Annotated in this window: 24 protein-coding genes; 19 read left to right on the plus strand and 5 right to left on the minus strand. The window is 63.2% G+C overall.

The window, feature by feature from the left end; translation table 11 throughout:
* Window positions 1-142 precede the first annotated feature (142 nt).
* Window positions 143-478: a DUF3579 domain-containing protein gene (locus AC30QB_RS08630; RefSeq protein ID WP_489545796.1), complete on the plus strand. Its 336-nt coding sequence runs from the start codon at window positions 143-145 to the stop codon at window positions 476-478.
* Between the two features lie 81 nt (window positions 479-559).
* Here AC30QB_RS08630 and rpsT read toward each other — a convergent pair whose 3' ends face one another.
* Window positions 560-853, minus strand: a complete 294-nt coding sequence (gene rpsT, locus AC30QB_RS08635) for a 30S ribosomal protein S20 (protein WP_489545797.1) — start codon at window positions 851-853, stop codon at window positions 560-562.
* A 110-nt stretch (window positions 854-963) separates the two neighbouring features.
* Between rpsT and murJ the strand changes: the two genes are divergently transcribed.
* From murJ to AC30QB_RS08690, 11 genes are all read left to right on the plus strand, one after another.
* Window positions 964-2,529, plus strand: a complete 1,566-nt coding sequence (gene murJ / locus AC30QB_RS08640; protein WP_489545798.1) for a murein biosynthesis integral membrane protein MurJ — start codon at window positions 964-966, stop codon at window positions 2,527-2,529.
* Window positions 2,530-2,538: 9 nt separating this feature from the next.
* Window positions 2,539-3,408, plus strand: a complete 870-nt coding sequence (locus AC30QB_RS08645) for a SirB1 family protein (RefSeq protein ID WP_489545799.1) — start codon at window positions 2,539-2,541, stop codon at window positions 3,406-3,408.
* A 90-nt stretch (window positions 3,409-3,498) separates the two neighbouring features.
* Window positions 3,499-4,560, plus strand: coding sequence for an AI-2E family transporter (locus tag AC30QB_RS08650; protein WP_489545800.1), 1,062 nt, complete (start codon window positions 3,499-3,501; stop codon window positions 4,558-4,560).
* Complete coding sequence (gene hda, locus AC30QB_RS08655; protein WP_489545801.1) at window positions 4,557-5,231, plus strand: DnaA regulatory inactivator Hda; 675 nt, start codon at window positions 4,557-4,559, stop codon at window positions 5,229-5,231. Before AC30QB_RS08650 ends, hda begins: the two co-directional genes overlap by 4 nt.
* Window positions 5,228-5,893: an HAD family hydrolase gene (locus AC30QB_RS08660; protein WP_489545802.1), complete on the plus strand. Its 666-nt coding sequence runs from the start codon at window positions 5,228-5,230 to the stop codon at window positions 5,891-5,893. The genes hda and AC30QB_RS08660 overlap by 4 nt, the downstream gene beginning before the upstream one ends.
* Window positions 5,893-7,431, plus strand: coding sequence for a polynucleotide adenylyltransferase PcnB (pcnB, locus tag AC30QB_RS08665; protein ID WP_489545803.1), 1,539 nt, complete (start codon window positions 5,893-5,895; stop codon window positions 7,429-7,431). Before AC30QB_RS08660 ends, pcnB begins: the two co-directional genes overlap by 1 nt.
* A 34-nt stretch (window positions 7,432-7,465) precedes the next feature.
* On the plus strand, window positions 7,466-7,963 hold the full coding sequence (gene folK / locus AC30QB_RS08670; RefSeq protein ID WP_489545804.1) for a 2-amino-4-hydroxy-6-hydroxymethyldihydropteridine diphosphokinase: 498 nt from the start codon (window positions 7,466-7,468) through the stop codon (window positions 7,961-7,963).
* The gene (locus AC30QB_RS08675) at window positions 7,960-9,156 is read left to right on the plus strand and encodes a serine hydrolase domain-containing protein (RefSeq protein ID WP_489545805.1); all 1,197 of its coding nucleotides are present in this window, start codon (window positions 7,960-7,962) and stop codon (window positions 9,154-9,156) included. Before folK ends, AC30QB_RS08675 begins: the two co-directional genes overlap by 4 nt.
* 66 nt (window positions 9,157-9,222) lie before the next feature.
* Window positions 9,223-9,882, plus strand: a complete 660-nt coding sequence (locus tag AC30QB_RS08680; protein WP_489545806.1) for a deoxynucleoside kinase — start codon at window positions 9,223-9,225, stop codon at window positions 9,880-9,882.
* 99 nt (window positions 9,883-9,981) lie between these two features.
* The gene (locus AC30QB_RS08685; RefSeq protein WP_489545807.1) at window positions 9,982-10,629 is read left to right on the plus strand and encodes a DUF47 domain-containing protein; all 648 of its coding nucleotides are present in this window, start codon (window positions 9,982-9,984) and stop codon (window positions 10,627-10,629) included.
* 19 nt (window positions 10,630-10,648) lie between these two features.
* The gene (locus AC30QB_RS08690) at window positions 10,649-11,662 is read left to right on the plus strand and encodes an inorganic phosphate transporter (protein WP_489545808.1); all 1,014 of its coding nucleotides are present in this window, start codon (window positions 10,649-10,651) and stop codon (window positions 11,660-11,662) included.
* Here the strand turns inward: AC30QB_RS08690 and AC30QB_RS08695 are convergent, their stop codons facing one another.
* Window positions 11,663-12,106 (minus strand): TM2 domain-containing protein, encoded by a 444-nt coding sequence (locus tag AC30QB_RS08695; protein WP_489545809.1) that lies wholly within the window; start codon window positions 12,104-12,106, stop codon window positions 11,663-11,665.
* Window positions 12,107-12,283: 177 nt separating this feature from the next.
* Between AC30QB_RS08695 and rpsP the strand changes: the two genes are divergently transcribed.
* From rpsP to AC30QB_RS08725, 6 genes are all read left to right on the plus strand, one after another.
* Entirely contained in the window at window positions 12,284-12,532 is a 249-nt protein-coding gene (gene rpsP / locus AC30QB_RS08700) for a 30S ribosomal protein S16 (RefSeq protein ID WP_489545810.1), read from the plus strand.
* 80 nt (window positions 12,533-12,612) lie between these two features.
* Window positions 12,613-13,137 carry a ribosome maturation factor RimM gene (rimM, locus tag AC30QB_RS08705; protein ID WP_489545811.1) on the plus strand — a complete coding sequence of 175 codons (525 nt, stop codon included), beginning with the start codon at window positions 12,613-12,615 and terminating at the stop codon, window positions 13,135-13,137.
* A gap of 14 nt (window positions 13,138-13,151) precedes the next feature.
* Entirely contained in the window at window positions 13,152-13,904 is a 753-nt protein-coding gene (gene trmD / locus AC30QB_RS08710) for a tRNA (guanosine(37)-N1)-methyltransferase TrmD (protein WP_489545812.1), read from the plus strand.
* A 99-nt stretch (window positions 13,905-14,003) separates the two neighbouring features.
* Window positions 14,004-14,357 carry a 50S ribosomal protein L19 gene (gene rplS / locus AC30QB_RS08715; RefSeq protein WP_489545813.1) on the plus strand — a complete coding sequence of 118 codons (354 nt, stop codon included), beginning with the start codon at window positions 14,004-14,006 and terminating at the stop codon, window positions 14,355-14,357.
* A gap of 62 nt (window positions 14,358-14,419) precedes the next feature.
* Complete coding sequence (locus tag AC30QB_RS08720) at window positions 14,420-15,106, plus strand: CoA pyrophosphatase (protein ID WP_489545814.1); 687 nt, start codon at window positions 14,420-14,422, stop codon at window positions 15,104-15,106.
* Window positions 15,107-15,142: 36 nt separating this feature from the next.
* Complete coding sequence (locus AC30QB_RS08725) at window positions 15,143-16,132, plus strand: CobD/CbiB family protein (protein WP_489545815.1); 990 nt, start codon at window positions 15,143-15,145, stop codon at window positions 16,130-16,132.
* Here the strand turns inward: AC30QB_RS08725 and rsgA are convergent.
* From rsgA to AC30QB_RS08740, 3 genes are read right to left on the minus strand one after another with little or no spacing between them, the layout of a single operon-like run.
* Complete coding sequence (gene rsgA, locus AC30QB_RS08730) at window positions 16,129-17,028, minus strand: ribosome small subunit-dependent GTPase A (RefSeq protein ID WP_489545816.1); 900 nt, start codon at window positions 17,026-17,028, stop codon at window positions 16,129-16,131. The two genes, AC30QB_RS08725 and rsgA, sit on opposite strands and share 4 nt — an antisense overlap.
* On the minus strand, window positions 17,018-17,347 hold the full coding sequence (locus tag AC30QB_RS08735; protein WP_489545817.1) for a 4a-hydroxytetrahydrobiopterin dehydratase: 330 nt from the start codon (window positions 17,345-17,347) through the stop codon (window positions 17,018-17,020). The genes rsgA and AC30QB_RS08735 overlap by 11 nt, the downstream gene beginning before the upstream one ends.
* A 2-nt stretch (window positions 17,348-17,349) precedes the next feature.
* On the minus strand, window positions 17,350-18,621 hold the full coding sequence (locus AC30QB_RS08740; RefSeq protein WP_489545818.1) for a M48 family metallopeptidase: 1,272 nt from the start codon (window positions 18,619-18,621) through the stop codon (window positions 17,350-17,352).
* 46 nt (window positions 18,622-18,667) lie between these two features.
* Here AC30QB_RS08740 and orn point away from each other — a divergent pair, with 46 nt between their 5' ends.
* Window positions 18,668-19,237, plus strand: a complete 570-nt coding sequence (orn, locus tag AC30QB_RS08745; protein ID WP_489545819.1) for an oligoribonuclease — start codon at window positions 18,668-18,670, stop codon at window positions 19,235-19,237.
* Window positions 19,238-19,478 lie beyond the last annotated feature (241 nt).

Here is a 19,478-nt window from a genome sequence, read left to right on the forward strand (position 1 = left end):
GTGACGGCCGCGGAGCGTTTGATTCTAAGGGTCTGCCCTTGGGCGCCGATAAGCAGGGATGGATCACGTTCTTGAAGCCCCCGACCATGCTGCGCTGCAGCACAAGCGCGGCACAATACCCGCAGAAACCGCGCATGCCCGCATGTCATCTTCCACCCCTCGCGAAGTCTTCATCCAAGGTCTGACCCTGGACGGCAAGACCTTTAGGCCCAGCGACTGGGCCGAGCGGCTGGCGGGCGCCATGTCGTGTTTCAGGCCCGAAGGCTCGGTGGGTGGGCGAGCTGCCTTCATTGGCTACTCGCCGTATTGCGTGCCCCGCACGATCGACGGCGTGAAGTGCGTGATCGTCAACGAGGCCCTGCGTGGCATCGAGCCGATGGCTTGGGATTTCGTGATGAGCTTTGCCCGCGACAACAAGCTGCAGGTGGTGGACGCGTGCTTGCTGCCCGACCCGCCGAAGCCTTCACAGGCTCCATGAAAAAAGCCCGCTGCTGCTGCGGGCCCACCTACAAAAAAGCCCGCTGATGCGGGCTTTTTACTTCGCTGCTCGGGAATCGAATCAGGCGGCGAGCGCCTTGACCTTGGCCGACAGTCGGCTCTTGTGGCGGGCAGCCTTGTTCTTGTGGAACAAGCCCTTGTCGGCCACGGAATCGATCACGCTCTGGGCAGACTTGAACAGCTCAGCAGCCTTGGTCTTGTCGCCAGCGACAACAGCCTTCTGAACATTCTTGATGACGGTGCGGAACTTGGAGCGCAGCGCCGTATTGGCGGCGTTCAGCTTCACGTCTTGGCGAACGCGCTTGAGGCCCGAAGCAATACGGACCGTCTTTTTAACTTTGGACGAAGTGGCCATGTTTGAGCTTTACCCGAAATTAGCGAAGTCAGCGAGTATAGCAGCCCAACGCAAGTGGTCGCAAACACAACCACCAGACGTTAGCGGGTGCTACCTATAATCCGGCGCTCATGAATCTGCTGCGCGCCGCGTCCACTGTCTCCCTGCTGACCCTGGCATCGCGCATCACGGGGCTGCTGCGCGACATGCTGCAGGCGTCGCTCTTTGGCGCCAATGCGCTCACCGACGCATTCACCGTCGCATTCCGCATTCCCAACCTGCTGCGCCGTCTGGTCGGCGAGGGCGCGTTTTCGCAGGCATTCGTGCCGTTGCTGGCAGCTGCACAAGCTCGAGATGGTGAAGAAGCTTCTCGTCGGCTGGTCGATGCTGTCGCCACCGTGTTGCTCTGGGCGCTGGTGGTGCTGACCGTGCTCGGCATCGTGGGCGCGCCCCTGCTGGTGTGGCTGATGGGCAGTGGGCTGCAGCGCAGCGGCGGCTATGAGCCTGCGGTGCTGATGACGCGCTGGATGTTCCCGTACATCGCCTGCATGTCACTCGTTGCCTTGTCGGCGGGCATCTTGAACACCCAGCGGCGCTTCGCGGTGCCCGCGGCCACGCCAGTGCTGCTGAATCTATCGTGGATTGCGGCCATGCTCTTGCTCATGCCGCTGTTCAAGCGTTGGGGCATCGAGCCGATTTACAGCCTTGCAGCGGGCGTGATGATCGGCGGCGTGCTGCAACTGGCCGTGCAGGTGCCGGCACTTCGGCGGGTCGGCGCGATGCCGCACTTCGGCCTCAGCTGGCGGCGATTTCACGAAGCGTGGGTGCACGAGGGCGTGAGAAATGTGTTGCGCCGCATGGCACCTGCGCTGCTCGGCGTGTCAGTGGCGCAGATTTCGCAGCTCATCAACACGCAGATTGCGAGCCACCTGGGTGCCGGCGCGGTCTCTCTACTCACCTACGCCGACCGTTTGATGGAATTCCCCTCGGCGCTGCTGGGCGTCGCGTTGGGCGTGGTGCTGACGCCCCAGCTCGCCGCTGCCAATGCCCGCAAGGACGACGCGGCCTACTCCGACCTCATTGAATGGGGCATGCGCCAGCTGCTGCTGCTGGCCTTGCCTTGCGCGGTGGCGCTGCTGGTGTTTGCCGAGCCGTTGGTGTCGACCTTGTTTCAGCGCGGGGCTTTCGGGCCTGCCGAGGTGCGGTTGGCGGCGCAGGCGGTCATGGGCTATGGCGTAGGCCTGCTGGGCATCGTGTCGATCCGCATCCTTGCGCCCAGTTATTTCGCCCGAAACGACACACGCACGCCGGTGCGTGTCGGCGTGGCAGTGCTGGTGCTGACGCAGATCTTCAATGGGGTGTTCGTTTTCGGCTTGCACTTCGGCATTGCCGGTCTGGCGCTGTCCATCGGCCTGGGGGGAATGGTCAACGCCGGGGTGCTGCTGTTCCTGCTGTGGCGCCGCGGAGCGTACAAGCCCGCACCAGGCTGGGCGCTTTACCTGGTGCGGCTCGTGGGCGCCAGTGCGGTGATGGGTGCGGGCCTGTGGTGGGTTGCCCAGCAGCTCGACTGGTTGCACGCGACCTCGCTGACGCGTGCGGGCTGGATGGCCGGCGTGCTGGCCGCCGCCGCCGTGGTGTATTTCGGATGCCTGCTGGCGAGCGGTTTGCCGCTGCGCCAGTTGATGCGGCGCGGATAATCATTTGCCATGCCCGGCCGCCTGCTGTTCCAAGCTCCCACGCCCCTGGAGTACTTCGCGTCTCTGGTGGCGGACGATGACAGCCTGTCGCTGGTGGAGGCCGCCGTGGCGATCGCGCAGGACGAAGACCCGAAGCTCGACACGCAAGCCGTGCTCTCCCGCATCGATACCCTGGCGGTTCGCCTCAAGCGTCGCGTGCCTGCCGATGCCTCGCACCGGGCGCGGCTGCGCGCGCTGAACCAGTTTTTCTTTCAGGAGCTCGGCTTCTCGGGCAACGTCAACAACTACTACGACCCCGGCAACAGCCTCTTGAGCACCGTGCTCGACACGCGGCGCGGCATTCCAATCACCCTGGCGGTGCTCTACATCGAGCTGGCCACGCAGATCGGGCTCACCGCACGGGGCGTGTCCTTCCCTGGGCACTTTCTGATCAAGCTGAAGATGTCCGAGGGCGAGGTCGTGATCGACCCGTTCACCGGCCAGTCGCTGTCGCGTGAGCAACTGGACGAGCTGCTCACGCCTTATCGTCGAAGCCAGGGCCTGGTCGGTGATTTCGATGTGCCGCTGGGCCTCTTCTTGCAGGCTGCCCCGGCGCGCGACGTGCTCGCCCGCATGCTGCGCAACCTGAAAGAGATACACCGCAGCAGTGAAGATTGGCCCCGCCTGCTCGCCGTGCTGAACCGACTGGTGATCTTGCTGCCCCATGCCTGGGAAGAGCGGCGCGACCGCGGCCTGGTGCAGGCCGAGATGGGTGCGCTCAATGCGGCAGCGCTAGACCTCGGCGACTACCTCGCCCATGCGCCTGAGGCCGCCGATCACGCCGCCATTGGCAAGCGGCTGCTGGCCCTCAAAGATCGCGATTCAGGTCCGTTGCACTGAGCTGTATGCAAGGCCAGCACCACCCTTTGTGCCCTTAGAATTTGCCCCTTCTGCGGGTTGCCTCGGGCGGCCCCCCACCTGTGAGCCTCGATGCAACTTACCCCCGCTCAGCGGCAAACCTTCACCTGGCTCCTGATCGCCCTGGTCGGTGTCTTGCTGGTGTGGCTGCTGTCCCCGGTGCTGGCACCGTTTTTGGTCGCCGGCGTGCTTGCCTACATCTTGCTTCCCGCGGTCGAGCGCTTGGTCAAGCGTCGCGTGCCACGCGTTCTGGCCGTCACGCTGGTCGAGGTGCTGGCTTTCATGATCATTGCAGCGGTGCTGTTGCTGATCGTGCCCATTCTGTCGAAAGAGCTGCCGCTGCTGCGCGAGCAGTTGCCGCTGCTGGCCGACAGGCTCAACCAGACGGTGTCGCCGTGGCTTGCGCAGTTCGGTGTCCAGGTCTCGCTCGACAGCGCGAGCATCAAAGACTTCGTCGTGAAGTACCTTGGCGCCAACATCGAAGAAGGCCTCAGCGCCGCGTTCAGCTCGGCGCGCATCGGTGGCAGCTTCTTGCTGGCGCTGATCGGCAACGCCGTGCTGGTGCCGGCGGTGCTCTTCTACCTGCTGATGGACTGGCCGCAGCTCTCGGCGCGCCTGCATGCGCTGGTGCCACCGCGCATGCGCGCCAGTGTTGAATCCTTCGTCGCCGACTGCGACGAGATGCTGGGCCAGTACCTGCGTGGCCAGCTGATGGTGATGGCCATCTTGGCGGTTTTCTACAGCGTGGGCCTGGCCCTGTTTCGTTTTGACCTGGCCGTGCCGGTGGGCGTGTTCACCGGCTTGGCGGTGTTCATTCCCTACCTGGGTTTCGGCCTGGGCCTGGTGCTGGCCTTGCTTGCGGGCGTGTTGCAGTTCTCCAGCTGGTATGGCGTGGTGGCCGTGGCGGTGGTCTACGGGGTAGGGCAGGTGGTGGAAAGCTTCTTTCTCACGCCGCGGCTCGTAGGTGAACGCATCGGCATCAACCCGCTCACCGTTATCTTCGCGCTGCTCGCCTTCGGCCACCTGGCGGGCTTCGTGGGTGTGTTGATTGCGCTGCCTGTGTGCGCCGTGCTGGCCGTGGCCGGTGCCCGACTGCACAAGCTCTACATCGAGAGCAAGCTGTACCGCGGATGAAGCAACTCCCCCTGGCCATCGTCAGCGAGCCGCTGCGGTCGTTTGACACTTATGTCGCAGGGGCGAACCTGCCGGCACTGGTGCATTTGCACGGCCTGACGCAACAGGCCGCACCGGTCTATTTGTGGGGGCCATCCGGCGTCGGCAAGACGCATCTGCTGCAAGCCCTGGCCAGCCAGGTGCAGCAGCAGGGCGGGCGAGTCAGTTGGTTCACTGCCGCTGAGCCCGCGCCTTGGTCATTTGAAGAAAGCGACACGCTGATCGTGCTTGAAGATTGCGATCGCTTCGACGAGGCCCAGCAGCAAGCGGCTTTTGCGCTCTTCGTCGAAGCCACCACGCATGGCATTGCGATCGCTGCGTCGGGCAAGGTGCCGCCGGTGGATCTGCCCCTGCGCGACGACCTGCGCAGTCGCCTCGGCTGGGGCCATGTCTTTGCCTTGTCGCCGCTCACCGAACCCGAAGCGCGCGCCGCCCTGCGCCGCGAGGCCGATAGGCGTGGCCTGTTTCTGTCTGACGACGTGATGGACTATCTGTTGACGCGTTTCGCGCGCGACCTGAAGCACTTGATGGCCGTACTTGACCGGCTTGATGAATTTGCGCTGATACAAAAGCGCGCCATCACCGTGCCGCTGCTCAAGCAGATGCTGGCCGAAGAGAAGGGCCCGGCATGAACCTCTGCCTTTTCGATCTCGACGACACGCTGCTGCCATTCGACTCCGACCACGCCTGGGGCCAGTTCGTGGTGCGCCAGGGCTGGGTCGACGCAACCGAGTTCGCACGCCACAACGACCTGTTCTACGAGCAGTACAAGGCGGGCACACTCGACATCCACGCCTACATCGAGTTCGCCACGCGTCCCTGGCGCGATCGCCCCGCGGATGACATGGAGGCCGCCCACCGGCGATTCATGGGTGAAGCGATCACCCCGCTGCATTCGGCTGCCGTGGGTCTCGTGCGCCACCACCAAGAACAAGGCGACCTGGTGGCCATCGTCACGGCCACCAACGAGTTCGTCACGGCGCCCATCGCCCAGGCCTTCAGCGTGCCGCATCTGCTGGCCGTTCGCCTGGAAAAAGGCCCGGCGGGTAACATCACTGGCCGAATCGATGGGGTCCCGTCGTTTCGAGAAGGCAAGACAGTGCGCACGCAGCAGTGGCTAGAAAGCTTGGGCTACCGGCTGCAGGACTTCGAGCGCATCAGCGTCTACAGCGATTCGGCAAACGATCTGCCTCTGCTCGAACTGGCAAGCGACCCTGTGGCAACCAACCCCTCTGCTCCGCTCGAAGCGATCGCTCGCGAGCGGGGCTGGCGCATTCTTCGGCTCTTCTCCTGATGATCAAAAAGTTCATAGACAAACTGCTGGGCAAAACCAGCGCCGCCACTCCGGCCATCCCCAAGGGCAAGCGTGTCGAGGTGCCGCTCTCTGAGCACAACATCGACCTCGGGTTGGTGGAGGAAAACGCGATCCGCGTGGTCAAGACCCTGGCCGACGCTGGCTACGAGGCCTACATCGTGGGCGGCGCGGTGCGCGACCTGCTCGTCGGCCTGCGCCCCAAAGACTTCGACGTGGCCACCAACGCCACGCCCGAGCAAGTGAAGGGCTTGTTCCGGCGGGCCTTCATCATTGGCAGGCGCTTTCGCATCGTGCACGTGGTGTTCGGCCGTGGGCGTGAGCACGAGGTGATCGAGGTTTCGACCTTTCGGGCCGTGATGGATTCGGCGGCCGCCGACCAAGTGACCGGCAACGAGAAGACGTCCAAGACCGAGCTTGCCGGCAAGACCCACGTGGTTGACGCAGCCGGGCGCGTGCTGCGAGACAACGTCTGGGGCCCGCAGATCGAAGACGCCGCGCGCCGAGACTTCACCGTCAATGCCATGTACTACGACCCGCAGAGCCAGGTCGTGGTCGACTACCACGGTGGTATCAAAGACGCCAAGAAGAAGGTGCTGCGCATGATCGGTGACCCGGCCACGCGCTACCGCGAAGACCCGGTGCGCATCATTCGCGTGATCCGCTTCGCCGCCAAGCTGGGCTTTGCCATCGAGCCCAAGACGCGCGCGCCGATTCAAGACATGGCGGCGCTGCTCGAAAGCGTGCCCGCCTCGCGCACCTTCGATGAAATGATCAAGCTGCTGCAGACGGGGCATGCCATCTCCAGCATCGAAGAGTTGCGCAAGCAGGGCCTGGTGGGCGCGCGCAGTGGCGTGTTCCCCATCCTCGACGTGGTGCTGGCCGATGCCGCCAAGCACCCCGAGCGCGCCAAGTTCGTGCAGCTCGCCTTGGCCGACACCGACCGCCGCGTGGGCGAGGGCAAGCCTGTGGCGCCTAGCTTCATGCTGGCCTGCATGCTGTGGCACGACGTGCTCGACGGCTGGAGCAAGCTCAAGAAGCGTGGCGAGGGGCCTTTCCCGGCGCTGCAACAGGCGGTTGATTCGGTGTTTGATGCGCGCATCGGTGACATCTCGGGCCGCGGCAAGCTAGGCGCTGACATGCGCGAGATCTGGCTGATGCAAACCCGCTTCGAGCGCCGCACGGGGCAGGGGCCGCTCACCTTGGTGGAGCAGCCGCGTTTCCGGGCCGGCTTCGACTTTCTGCGGCTGCGCGCCGATGCTGGTGAGATCGAGCCCGAGCTGGCCCAATGGTGGGAAGCGTTTTCGCTGGCTGATGAGCACGCACGCACCAGCATGATCGAGCAAGCGCGGTCACACGATGCACCGCGCCGGCGCGCACCGGCTGCGGCCACTGCCACTGAGCCTGAAGATGCGGAAGAAACGACGAGCACCGACGCGCCCAGAAAGCGCCGTCGCCGGCGCCGCAAACCGGCAGGTGCGGGCGGTGACGCCGGGGCCTCGTCAAACGACCCCCAATGAACTGCCGGCGGCAGGTGATTTTCCTGAGCCTGCGGTGACAGCCGCCCCACAGCAGGCCTATGTGGGGCTGGGTGCCAATCTCGGCGACGCCGCCTCGGCGCTTTTGGCCGCAGTGCAGTCTTTGTCGGCAATGCCGGGCACACAGCTGCAACAGGTTTCGGCGTTCTATCGAACGGCCCCCATCGATGCCGACGGGCCCGACTACCTGAATGCCGTTGCCGCGCTTCGAACCGATCTGTCGGCTGACGATCTGTTCTCGCACCTGCAAGGCATCGAAGCCTTGCTTGGGCGTGAGCGCTCATACCGCAACGCCCCGCGCACGCTAGACCTCGATTTGCTGCTGTATGGTGGCGCGCACATTGCTTCCCTCACGCTCACCGTGCCCCATCCCCGCATGCATGAGCGAGCCTTCGTGCTCGTACCTCTGGCCGACGTGGCACCCGCAAGCCTGGTGATCCCCGGACGCGGCACACTGCAAGAGCTTCTGGCCGCTGTGGCCGGGCAACGAATTCAAAAACAGGAGACACCATGACCCAGACCCGCATGCCTGAGCGCGCCGCAACACCCGAATCCGTGGGCTTCAGCCGTGCCGGCTTGGCTCGCTTGACTTCTGCAATGAACGAACAGATCGCGAAGAAGCGCCTGCCCGGCGTGGTGGCGATGGTCGTGCGGCGCGGCAAGCTGGCCTACTTCGAAGCCCTGGGGCAGCGCGATCCGGCGGCGCAAGATGCCATGCGCCTGGATACGATCTTTCGCATCTATTCCATGACCAAGCCGATTGTGTCGGTGGCCGCGATGATGCTGTTCGACGAAGGCAAGCTCTTCCTGACCGACCCGGTCGCCAAGTACCTGCCAGAGTTCAAGGGCGCCCCGGTGGGTGTGGTGCGCGACGATGGGCAGATCGATCATGTGCCCACTGTGCGCGCCATGACGGTGCAAGACCTGCTGCGCCACACCTCGGGGCTGACCTACGAGATCCTCGCCGAGGCGCCCGTTCGCAAGCTCTATTTGCAGGCCAAGATCTACCGCCGCGACTGGACCAATGAGGAATTCTCCAAGGCGCTGGCCACATTGCCGCTCATGTACCAGCCGGGTACGGTGTGGGACTACAGCCGCGCCACCGATGTGTTGGGGCGCGTGGTTGAGGTCGTTTCCGGCCAGCCGCTGCGGGATTTTTTCCAAGAGCGCATCTTTGCGCCGCTTGGGATGGTCGACACCGGCTTCCACGTTCCGGCCTCTGAGCATGACCGCATTGCCGCGCCCTACGCGAAAGACCCGGACAGCGGCGCTGACGTGCACCTGCTGGACGTGCTGGAGCCGGTGGGCATGGACATGGGTGGTGGCGGCCTCGTCTCCACCACCGCCGACTACGCGCGCTTTTGTCAGATGATGCTCAACGGTGGTGTGCTCGACGGCAATCGCCTGCTCAGCCGCAAGACGGTCGAGCTGATGACCAGCGACCACTTGGGTGGGTTGCCCAGCATGAGTGACCTGTTGTCTGTGGGTCATGGCTTCGGACTGGGCTTTGCGGTGCGCCTGCAGACCGGTATTTCCCCGGTAGCGGGCTCCGAAGGTCTGTACTTTTGGGGTGGCATGGCTGGCACCACCTTCTTCATCGATCCGAAGGAAGAGATGTACGGCGTGCTGATGGTGCAGGCGCCCGGCCAGCGCGACGAGGTGCGCGCACTATTTCGCAACCTCGTCTACGCCGCCATGGGTGACTGACTTGGACTGCGACTTGGCGGCCCGCTGCGCGCGCTGTATTCCACCCCGCGGTCGATGACGCAAGGTATGCCTCACCCGCTTTCGCGCTTTCGCCATGTCGCCATCGAAGGGCCCATCGGCGCGGGCAAGAGCTCTCTTGCGCGCCGCTTGGCCGCGCACATGGGCGCCGAGCTGATGCTGGAGCGTGCCGACGAAAACCCCTACCTCGAGCGCTTCTACGCCGACGCGCCGGGCTACGCCTTCCAGACCCAGGTGTTCTTCTTGTTTCAGCGCATGCGCCAGGTGCGCGAGCTGGCGCAGCCGGGCATGTTTTCGCAGGCGGTGGTGAGTGATTTCATGCTTGCCAAAGACGCGATCTTTGCCCGCATGAACCTCAGCGACGAGGAGTACCACCTCTACAACCAGATGTACGCACAGGTGGCGCAACAGTTGCCCCAGCCCGACCTTGTCATCTGGCTGCAGGCCACGCCCGCCACGCTCACGCAGCGCATACGCCAGCGCGGCATTGCGATGGAGCAGCGCATCGAACCGGCCTATCTGCAAAAGCTCTGCGACGCCTATGCCGATTACTTCCAGGCTTTCGACGCTGCGCCGCTGATGGTGGTCAACAGCGAGCACTTCAACCCGGTGGAGCGAACGCAAGACTTTCAGGCCTTGGTTAGCGCCCTGTCGAGCTTCGAGGGCCAGCGTGCGGTGTTTGACCTGTCTCCAACCGAGCCCGGCTGAAACGCCGGCGCTACACTCGCGCCTTGTCGTTTTGTGACAGAACCGTGACAGTGCGGCAACCAGCCGCCATCGCACCTGAAATTCCCTGGAGAACCCACCATGCTGTTTGGCAAGCTTCTGCCGCGAGAAGGCAATTTCTTCGAGCTTTTCAACCAGCATGCGAACTTCATCGTCGAGGGTGCACGCGCCTTCATTCTGATGATCGAAAACTACGCCGATCTCGATCTGCGAGAGAAGCATGCCGGTGAAGTCGTGGCCGCCGAGCGTGCGGCTGACAAGGTCACCGCCGAGGTCAATCGCCTGCTGCACAAGACCTTCATCACGCCCATCGACCGTGAGCAGATTCATGGCCTGATCAACGCCATGGACGACATCGTCGACCTCTTGCAAGACGCCACCGAAACCATGCAGCTCTACGACGTGCGCGCCATGACCGAAGAGGTGCTGCGCCTGGGCGACCTGAGCGCCAAGTGCTGCGAGCGCGTGCAGCATGCGGTGTCGTTGCTGCCCAGGCTCAATCAGACCGATGCGGCCGAAGCGGCCATCAAGACCTGTGAAGAAATCGACAGGCTCGAGAGCGATGCCGACCGCGTGATGCGCTCGGCCATGTCCAAGCTGTTTCGTGAAGAGAAAGACGTGCGCGAGCTGATCAAGCTCAAGGCCATCTACGAGCAGCTCGAGTCCATCTCAGACCGTTGCGAAGATGTGGCCAACTTGATCGAGGGCGTTGTCCTCGAGAATTCCTGACCATACCCCGGAGCTGCGGATGCAAACGATCCAGGTAGCGTTCTGGGTGGTCGCGATGCTGGTCGCGTTGGCGATCGTCTTCGACTTCATGAACGGTTTTCACGACGCGGCCAATTCAATCGCCACCGTCGTCTCCACCGGCGTGCTCAAGCCGCAGCAGGCGGTGCTCTTTGCGGCCTTCTTCAACGTGCTGGCGATTCTGGTGTTTCACCTCAACGTAGCGGCCACGGTGGGCAAGGGCATCGTGCAGCCTGGCATCGTCGACCACCATGTGGTGTTTGGTGCGCTCATCGGCGCGATCACCTGGAACGTGATCACCTGGTGGTACGGCATCCCGTCTAGCTCGTCGCATGCGTTGATTGGCGGCATCTGCGGCGCGGTGATCGCCAAAGCAGGTGTAAGCGCGCTGATCGGCAGCGGGGTGTTGAAGGTGGTGGCTTTCATCTTCGTGTCTCCGCTGCTCGGCTTCACGCTCGGCTCGCTGCTGATGGTGGCCGTGGCATGGATATGTCGCAAGAGTTCACCGCTGCGTGTGGACAACTGGTTTCGCCGCTTGCAGCTCGTTTCGGCCGGCCTCTACAGCCTGGGGCACGGCGGCAACGACGCGCAGAAGACCATCGGCATCATCTGGATGCTGCTGATCGCAACAGGCTATTCCGCTGCCGGCGACAAGTTGCCGCCCGCGTGGACGATCTGGAGTTGCTATCTCGCCATCGGCCTGGGCACCATGTTTGGTGGCTGGCGCATCGTCAAAACGATGGGGCAGAAGATCACGAAGCTCAAGCCCGTGGGTGGCTTCTGCGCCGAAACGGGAGGCGCGATGACGCTGTTCCTCGCGACGGCGCTGGGTGTGCCGGTGTCGACCACCCATACCATTACCGGCGCCATCGTCGGCGTGGGCTCGGTGCGCCGGGCCTCGGCGGTGCGTTGGGGCACTGCGGGCAACATTGTCTGGGCGTGGATCTTCACCATCCCGGCCTCGGCCTTCGTGGCTGGCATTTCCTACTGGCTCAGCTTCTCGTTCTTTGCGTGATCACTGGCTGATCTTCCGGCCTTCTTCGATCTGATGCTCGAAGTAGCGCTGGCCGCTGAAAGCGATGGTTGTCATCAGCACCGTGGCACCGACCAGCAGCGAAAGGATCACGCCAAAAATGACCGCCCAGCCGGCCTGGTGCGTCCGACCCTCGGGGTTGTAGCGGGCGTTCCATTTCTCGTCGGGCATCAGGCCGTAGACGATGGCCGCCAGCATGGCCGAAGACAGGGCCAGCCCCAGCAGGGGCAGCAGAAGCCACGCCAGCTGGTCGTCTTGCCCCAGCTTCACCACGCGTTCCACTCCGTAAGCGCCCAGGAGCGTGGGCAGCGGCCAGAGCCAGCCCCAGACGTCGCGTGGGCCGTAGAGGTAGAAGCGGTGCAGGCCCAGTCCGCCGCCGATCAGGGCGATCCAGGTGGCCAGGGTTTTTGATTTGTAGGCGCTCATGTGGCCGCAGAGTAGCACTTGCGTTTACAATGCGCGGTTTCGGTGACGGTCGGCCGCAAGCCGGCGTATCTACGACATCGAACCCCTGGCAGGGGCTTCAGGCTCTTGTCCCTTTTGATCTGCTCGCCCTGAGTGTCTCCTGGTGCAGTGGATGTTTTCAAGATTCAAGGAAACAACATGGTCGTGATCCGACTTGCACGTGGTGGCGCCAAAAGGCGTCCGTTTTACAACATCGTGGTTGCCGATTCTCGCAACCGCCGCGATGGCCGGTTCATCGAGCGCGTCGGGTTCTACAACCCGGTAGCTTCGGGTGCTGAGCAGCCGCTGCGCGTGGCCTTTGATCGCGTCGACTTCTGGGCCGGCAACGGTGCTCAGCTGTCGCCAACGGTGGCTCGCCTGGTGGCGCAAGCCAAGGCTGCAGCCTGACATCCACCGTGGCCGATGCGTTCTCGGTTGCTGGGTCAGCTGACCCGGCCTGGCCCGAGGATGCAATTGAAGTCGGTCGCGTGGTTGACGCCTGGGGCGTGAAAGGCTGGATCAAAGTCCAGCCTTTTGCATCAGACCCTCAGGCCCTGTTTTCTACCAAACGCTGGCTCGTCAAGCCACCGGAAGAAGCAGACATACGGCAGTTCGGCACCAAGCCGGCTGCATCATTCCCCCGCCTGCTCAAGGTGACGGAAGCCAAAGAACATGGCGATGGCGTCGTGGCTCAGGTGCAAGAGGTCGGCGACCGCACGGCTGCCGAGGCCTTGCGCGGTGCACGCCTCTTTGTGGCCCGTTCAAGCTTCCCGACGGCTGATGCCGACGAGTACTACTGGGTTGATTTGATCGGCCTCTCTGTGCTCAACCGGCAAGGCGAGGCGCTGGGCACGGTCATCGGCTTACTCGACACCGGCCCGCACAGCGTGCTGCGCATCCAGCCCGCAGAGCCCATAGCCGAAGAACGGCTGGTGCCTTTTGTCTCCGCCTATGTCGACGACGTGAACCTGGCCGAGAAGCGCATCACCGTTGATTGGGGTCTGGATTACTGACCCCGCGCTGGCCCATGCGCTTCGACGTCATTACGCTGTTCCCCGAGTTGTTTGCGCCGCACCTGACGCAGGGCATCACGCGCCGAGCTTTCGAATCGGGCCAGGTCGACGTGAAGCTGTGGCCGCTGCGCGACTTTGCCGACAACAACTACCGCCGAGTCGATGACCGGCCCTACGGCGGTGGCCCTGGCATGGTGATGCTGGCCGAGCCGCTGGAGCGTGCCTTGCAAGCCATCCGCATGGCGCGCGCTGACTCTGCCCCCGTGGTGCATTTCTCGCCCACCGGACGGCGAATCGACCAATCGCTCGTGAACGAGTTTGCGCAAGGCCCCGGGGCAGTGTTGCTTTGCGGGCGCTACGAAGGCATAGACCAGCGCTTCATCGACCGCCACGTCAACATGGAGCTGAGCCTGGGCGATTTCGTGCTCTCGGGGGGTGAGTTGCCCGCCCTGGCCCTGCTGGATGCCATGGCTCGCCTGCAAGATGGCGTGCTGGGTGATGCGCAATCGCACCAGCAAGACAGTTTTTCCGATGGTTTGCTCGATTGCCCGCATTTCAGCCGGCCCGAGGTGTTGACCACGCCTGAAGGTGAATTGCCAGTTCCGGCGGTGCTGCTGTCAGGCCACCACGCTGACATTGCACGCTGGCGCCGCGAGCAGTCGCTCTCTCTAACTGCCCGCCGCCGCCCCGACTTGATCGAGGCCTTGCGTACCCGAGGAGGCCTCAGCAAAGCCGATGAGAAGTACCTGCTCTCACTCGGGCTATAATCAAAAGCTTTTCGATCCTCTGCACCGGAGTGGCCACGTCCCAGCACTTGGCCCAACACAATCAACACCCGCGCTGGCACGATCACAAGGAGAAAGCCTGTGAACCTGATCCAAACCCTTGAGCATGAAGAAATTGCTCGCCTCAACAAGACCATTCCCCCATTCGCCCCTGGCGACACGGTGATCGTCAGCGTCAACGTGGTCGAAGGCACGCGCAAGCGAGTCCAGGCTTACGAAGGCGTGGTGATTGCCAAGCGCAACCGGAGTCTCAACTCCAGCTTCATCGTCCGCAAGATTTCCAGCGGCGAAGGCGTCGAGCGTACGTTCCAGCTGTACAGCCCGTTGATCTCGAAGATCGAAGTCAAGCGTCGCGGTGATGTGCGCCGCGCCAAGCTGTACTACCTGCGTGAGCGCTCGGGCAAGTCGGCTCGAATCAAAGAGAAGCTGGTTTAATCACAGCTCCTCTCAGCAAGAAGCCGCCTTTTTAGGGCGGCTTCTTCGTTTCCAATCTCCTTATGGCGCTGAGTTTCGACCCCCAAGAACTGCCAGTGGCTTCGGTCGATGGCCACCTGCCCGCTGTCGCGCTCGATGAACTCCGCGCCGAGGCCCTGCGCAGGCGCTTTACTCATCCGCCCGCCTGGGCGCCGGAAATTTCTGTCGAACGCCAGTTTCTGGAGCGCAAGGCGACCCACGCTTCAGTGCTGGTGACGCTGGTACAGCGCGACGAGGGCTTGGCCGTGCTGTTCACCCAGCGCACCGACCACCTCACCGACCACCCGGGGCAGGTGAGCTTTCCTGGCGGGCGGGCCGAGCCTGAAGATGCTGATGCCGTGGCCACGGCCTTGCGCGAAGCGCGAGAAGAGATCGGCTTGGCGCCGGGGCTCGTTGACGTGATCGGCCAATTGCCCACTTACACCACTGGCACCGGGTTTATCGTCACCCCGGTGGTTGGGCTGGTGCAGGCGGGTTTCGATCTGCGCATCGACCCCTTCGAGGTGGCCGAGGTGTTCGAAGTGCCCTTGGCCTTCTTGATGAACCCCGCCAACCACCGCTGGCATGCGGTCGAAATGAACGGTGTGAAGCGTGAATTCCTCTCGATGCCTTGGACCGGCATTGATTCATCGGGCCAGCCGCGGCGCTACTTCGTCTGGGGGGCTACAGCAGCCATGTTGCGCAATCTGTATCGCTTTCTGGTGGCGTGATTTCATGGCGAGAGCCCGCCGTTATCATCGCGGCACATGAGCTTTTTCGCCGTCTTGTTCGCGCTGCTGATCGAGCAGCTCAAGCCGTTGCCCCGCAGCAACTTCGTCCACGACGCCCTCACGGGCTGGATGCGTTGGACGGGCCGCAACTTCGACGCGGGCAAGGATCATCACGCCTGGGTCGTGTGGGGCGTCACGGCCCTGGTGCCTGCGCTGGTGGCCTGGGTGATCTACCTCGCCATCGGCCGTTTCAGCGTGCTGGGCGCGCTGGCGTGGAACGTGGCCGTGCTCTACGTGACCATGGGGTTTCGCCAGTTCAGCCACTACTTCACCGACATCCGCGACGCGCTGCAGCGCGGTGACGAGGCTACCGCCCGCACCTTGCTGGCCGAATGGCGGCACCTGGATGCCAGCGAGCTGCCGCGCACCGAGCTGCTGCGCCATGTGATTGAGCATTCCCTGCTGGCTGCGCATCGTCACGTATTCGGCGTGTTCTTCTGGTTCGTCGTGCTCTCGACCTTGGGCTTTGGCCCAGCCGGTGCGGTGCTGTACCGCATGGCAGAGTTCGCGAGCCGTTATTGGGCGTTCAAGAGCCGCATCGTTGGGGTGGTCAGCAACGAGCGTCTGCTGGCGCTGTCGCAGCGGCTGTTCGGGTTGATCGACCATCTGCCCGCGCGGTTGACGGCTTTCGGCTTTGCGGTGGTGGGCAACTTCGAAGAAGCCGTGACTTGCTGGCGCCGCGATGCGGGCCTCTGGAAGCATGCCAACGAGGGCATCATCTTGGCCGCCGCCGCCGGTGCTGTTTGCGTGCAATTGGGTGGCAGCGCAGCGCCTGGTGTGACGCCGGATCGATCCAAGACTTTCGACAGCGGCATCGCCGATGAAACTGCGGGTGCCGAAGGTTCAACACCTGGCGCCTTGCCGCAGATCGAACACTTGCGCAGCATCGTGGGCCTGGTGTGGCGCTCGGTGGTGCTTTGGATGCTATTGCTGGCGCTCTTGTCCTTGGCGAACCTGATCGGCTAGTACCGCTGCTGCGAAAGCTCGGCGAATATCTCGGTATAGATGCGGTAACGCGGCTCGGTGATCTTGCCGTCTTCGAGTGCGGCACGCACGCCGCACCCGGGTTCATGCAAATGGGTGCAGTTGTAGAACTTGCACAGCTTGGAGGCTTCGTCCAGATCGGGCATCAGGCGCGGCAGCTCTTGCGCGGTGATCTGGCGAAGGCCGAATTCCTGGAACCCGGGCGAGTCGATCAAACCCGTTTTGCGCTCGGCATCGAGCCAGTACCACTGCGTTGTCGTGGTGGTGTGCTTGCCCGAGTTCAGAGCCTGCGAAATCTCGCCGACCTGGGCTTTCGCATCGGGCGCCAAAAGGTTGATCAGCGTGCTCTTGCCGGTGCCGCTGGGCCCCAGCACCAGTGTTGCCTTGCCCGTGAGCAGCGATTGCAACTGCGCGCGTGCTTCATCGGGCCGCGCCTTGAGGGCCACCTCTTGCACGTCATAGCCCATCGCGGCGTAAGGCTTCAGGCGATCACGGGCCGCTGCGATTTGCGGCAGATCGGCCTTGTTGAGCAGAATGCGCGCCGCAATGCCGGCGCTCTCGGCCGCCATCAGCGCGCGCGCCAACTGTGATTCGCTGAACACCGGCTCGCTGGCGACCATCACCAGGATCTGGTCGAGGTTGGCAGCGAACGACTTTGTCTTCCACTCATCTTGGCGGAACAGCAAGTTGCGGCGCGGCTCCACATGCTCGATCACGCCCTCGTCTCCGGTGGCTTGCCAGCGCACGCGGTCACCTACCACGCAGTCGCTCTTCTTGCCCCGCGGGTGGCAGGTGATGCGCTTGCCTTCGGGTGTTTCCACGATGTAATGGCGGCCGTAGCCTGCCACCACGAAACCCTGGTCAAGCTCAGCCGACAAAGGCCACCAGGGCGTCGGCTTTCGCCGCGCAAATGAAGTCGTTGATCGAGATGCCACTCACCGAGTGCGTGTTGAAGCGCACCACGCAGCGGTTGTAGCTCACGGCCAGCTCAGGGTGGTGGTCTTCAGTGTGGGCGATCCAGGCCAGCGCATTCACGAAGGCCATGGTCTCGTGGTAATTCTTAAACGAGAAGGTCTTCTCAATGGCGCCGTTGTTCATGTGCCAGCCGCTCACCTGAGCCAGATGGTCTCGCACGACAACCTCGCTCATCGGGGCGCCCGTCAGTGCTTGGCATTTTTGGTGCAACAGATTGCTCATGGTCAGCTCGCTTGCATCTTGATGGCAGCCAGCCGCTCCGAGGCCGCCGGGTGGGAGTAGTAGAAGCGCACGTACAGCGGGTCGGGCGTCAGCGTCGAGGCGTTGTCTTCATGCAGCTTGAGCAGCGCAGCCGCCAGGTCTTGCCCGCTGGACTGGGCGCATGCGTAGGCATCGGCCTGGAACTCATGCTTGCGCGACAGCTGCGCAAAAAGCGGCGAGATGAAGAAGCCGAACACCGGCACCACCATCAAGAACAGCAGCAAGGCGAGGGCGTCGTTGGGTGTGGTGAGCGAGGGCTGAACGCCCAGCGCCGTGTAGAACCAGGCTTGGCCCGAGATCCAGCCCAGCAAGGCAAAACCAGCCAGGCTTATGGCAAACATCGAGACGATGCGTTTGGTCACGTGCTTGTGCTTGAAGTGGCCGAGCTCATGCGCCAGCACAGCTTCCACTTCGCCCGGCGTGAGCTTGGAGAGCAGGGTGTCGAAGAAGACCACGCGCTTCGCGGCGCCCATGCCGGTGAAATACGCGTTGGCGTGGGCCGAGCGCTTGCTGCCGTCCATCACGAACAAGCCCTTTGCCTGGAAACCGCAGCGGGTCATGAGCGTTTGCACACGGGTCTTGAGCGACTCGTCGGCCAACGGCTGGAACTTGTTGAACATGGGGGCGATGACGGTGGGGTACAGCACCAAGATGGCGAGGTTGAACACCATCCATGCGCCCCAGGCCCAGAGCCACCACAGCGAGCCGGTGGCGGCCATGATCCACAAGATAAGCGCTGCGATGGGCAGGCCGATGAGCGCACCGACGAACGCGCCCTTGAGCATGTCAGCCAGGTACAGCTTCCACGTCATGCGGTTGAAGCCGAACTTCTGCTCAAGGCGAAAGGTGCTGTAGAGCTCGAAGGGCAGGTCGAGCAGGCTGCCGACGAGGGTGAAGGCGGCCAGCAATGCAAGTTGATATGCCATGCCACCGAAGCGCGGCTCGATGGTGTCGCGTACCAGCACATTCAGCGCGTCGAGCCCACCGAGCAACGTCCAGCCCAGCAGCACTGCGGAACCGAAGGCGGTCGTGAGCAGACCGAAGCGGCCCTTGGCCAAGGTGTAGTCGGCAGCCTTTTGATGCGCCGTGAGTGTGATGGTCTGCGCGAAGGCGGCCGGCACCGCGTCACGGTGCGCGGCCACATGGCGCATCTGCCGTGTGGCGAGCCAGAATTTCACGAGCAGCGAGGCCATCAAGGCTGCGGCAAACAGCAGGGTTAGAGCGGAACTTTGCATAGTCTGCAAGTGTAGGCTGCGAGAATGCCCGCAAGGAGACTCACACATGACAGACGCCTCGACCACCACCCTTGCCAGCAGCGATCAGAACCTGGTCTGGATCGACCTGGAAATGACCGGCCTCTACCCCGACACCGACCGCATCATCGAGATCGCGGTGGTGGTGACCGATGCCAACCTCACGCTGCGCGTCGAAGGCCCTGTGTTTGCGGTGCACCAGAGTGATGCCGCATTGGACGCGATGGACGCCTGGAACAAGGGTACGCATGGCAAGAGCGGCCTGATCGACCGTGTGAAGGCGTCGACCGTTGACGATGCGAGCGCCGAGGCGCAAGTGATCGAGTTCCTGAAGCGCTACGTGCCCAAGAAAACCTCGCCGATGTGCGGCAACAGCATCTGCCAGGACAGGCGCTTCCTCGCCAACTACATGCCCAAGCTGGAAGCCTTTTTTCACTACCGCAACCTTGATGTGAGCACGCTCAAGGAACTGGCTAAGCGCTGGAAGCCCGAGATTCTGGCCGGCTTCAAGAAAGCGCAGGCACACACGGCGCTGGCCGACATCCACGAGTCCATCGATGAGCTGGCGTACTACCGCGAGCACTTTCTGATCAAGTAAACAAAAGACTTGGGGGAAACCCGGAAGTCCGCTAGAATCGTAGGCTTCGCTGCAAAGGCAAGTGTTTTGCAGCGTTTCGTTCATCCCCTCTGACCTCATCGAGTCTTCCCGCAACGCAAGTTGCGCGGCCTGTTCGAACCCCATGGTGTTGCACCAGGGAATGGTTGGCGGCGATGCCGTCGCTTTGACTGTTCCTGTGCAACCTGTCCTCTGGCGCCAAGCTGCCGGTGTGGGTTCGGAC

The sequence above is a fragment of the Rhizobacter sp. genome (genome assembly GCF_046595475.1).
In the GTDB taxonomy this organism is placed as follows: Bacteria; Pseudomonadota; Gammaproteobacteria; order Burkholderiales; family Burkholderiaceae_C; genus Rhizobacter.

Bases quoted from the DNA above. Each gene is read 5' to 3' on its own strand.
- hda (WP_489545801.1), top strand. From the start codon at position 4,557: ATGAAGCAACTCCCCCTGGCCATCGTCAGCGAGCCGCTGCGGTCGTTT.
- AC30QB_RS08680 (WP_489545806.1), top strand. From the start codon at position 9,223: ATGCCTCACCCGCTTTCGCGCTTTCGCCATGTCGCCATCGAAGGGCCC.
- AC30QB_RS08675 (WP_489545805.1), top strand. From the start codon at position 7,960: ATGACCCAGACCCGCATGCCTGAGCGCGCCGCAACACCCGAATCCGTG.
- AC30QB_RS08695 (WP_489545809.1), bottom strand. From the start codon at position 12,106: ATGAGCGCCTACAAATCAAAAACCCTGGCCACCTGGATCGCCCTGATC.
- AC30QB_RS08660 (WP_489545802.1), top strand. From the start codon at position 5,228: ATGAACCTCTGCCTTTTCGATCTCGACGACACGCTGCTGCCATTCGAC.
- AC30QB_RS08720 (WP_489545814.1), top strand. From the start codon at position 14,420: ATGGCGCTGAGTTTCGACCCCCAAGAACTGCCAGTGGCTTCGGTCGAT.
- AC30QB_RS08690 (WP_489545808.1), top strand. From the start codon at position 10,649: ATGCAAACGATCCAGGTAGCGTTCTGGGTGGTCGCGATGCTGGTCGCG.
- AC30QB_RS08685 (WP_489545807.1), top strand. From the start codon at position 9,982: ATGCTGTTTGGCAAGCTTCTGCCGCGAGAAGGCAATTTCTTCGAGCTT.
- AC30QB_RS08740 (WP_489545818.1), bottom strand. From the start codon at position 18,621: ATGCAAAGTTCCGCTCTAACCCTGCTGTTTGCCGCAGCCTTGATGGCC.
- rpsP (WP_489545810.1), top strand. From the start codon at position 12,284: ATGGTCGTGATCCGACTTGCACGTGGTGGCGCCAAAAGGCGTCCGTTT.
- AC30QB_RS08735 (WP_489545817.1), bottom strand. From the start codon at position 17,347: ATGAGCAATCTGTTGCACCAAAAATGCCAAGCACTGACGGGCGCCCCG.
- AC30QB_RS08650 (WP_489545800.1), top strand. From the start codon at position 3,499: ATGCAACTTACCCCCGCTCAGCGGCAAACCTTCACCTGGCTCCTGATC.
- AC30QB_RS08725 (WP_489545815.1), top strand. From the start codon at position 15,143: ATGAGCTTTTTCGCCGTCTTGTTCGCGCTGCTGATCGAGCAGCTCAAG.
- murJ (WP_489545798.1), top strand. From the start codon at position 964: ATGAATCTGCTGCGCGCCGCGTCCACTGTCTCCCTGCTGACCCTGGCA.
- rpsT (WP_489545797.1), bottom strand. From the start codon at position 853: ATGGCCACTTCGTCCAAAGTTAAAAAGACGGTCCGTATTGCTTCGGGC.
- pcnB (WP_489545803.1), top strand. From the start codon at position 5,893: ATGATCAAAAAGTTCATAGACAAACTGCTGGGCAAAACCAGCGCCGCC.
- orn (WP_489545819.1), top strand. From the start codon at position 18,668: ATGACAGACGCCTCGACCACCACCCTTGCCAGCAGCGATCAGAACCTG.
- AC30QB_RS08630 (WP_489545796.1), top strand. From the start codon at position 143: ATGTCATCTTCCACCCCTCGCGAAGTCTTCATCCAAGGTCTGACCCTG.
- AC30QB_RS08645 (WP_489545799.1), top strand. From the start codon at position 2,539: ATGCCCGGCCGCCTGCTGTTCCAAGCTCCCACGCCCCTGGAGTACTTC.
- trmD (WP_489545812.1), top strand. From the start codon at position 13,152: ATGCGCTTCGACGTCATTACGCTGTTCCCCGAGTTGTTTGCGCCGCAC.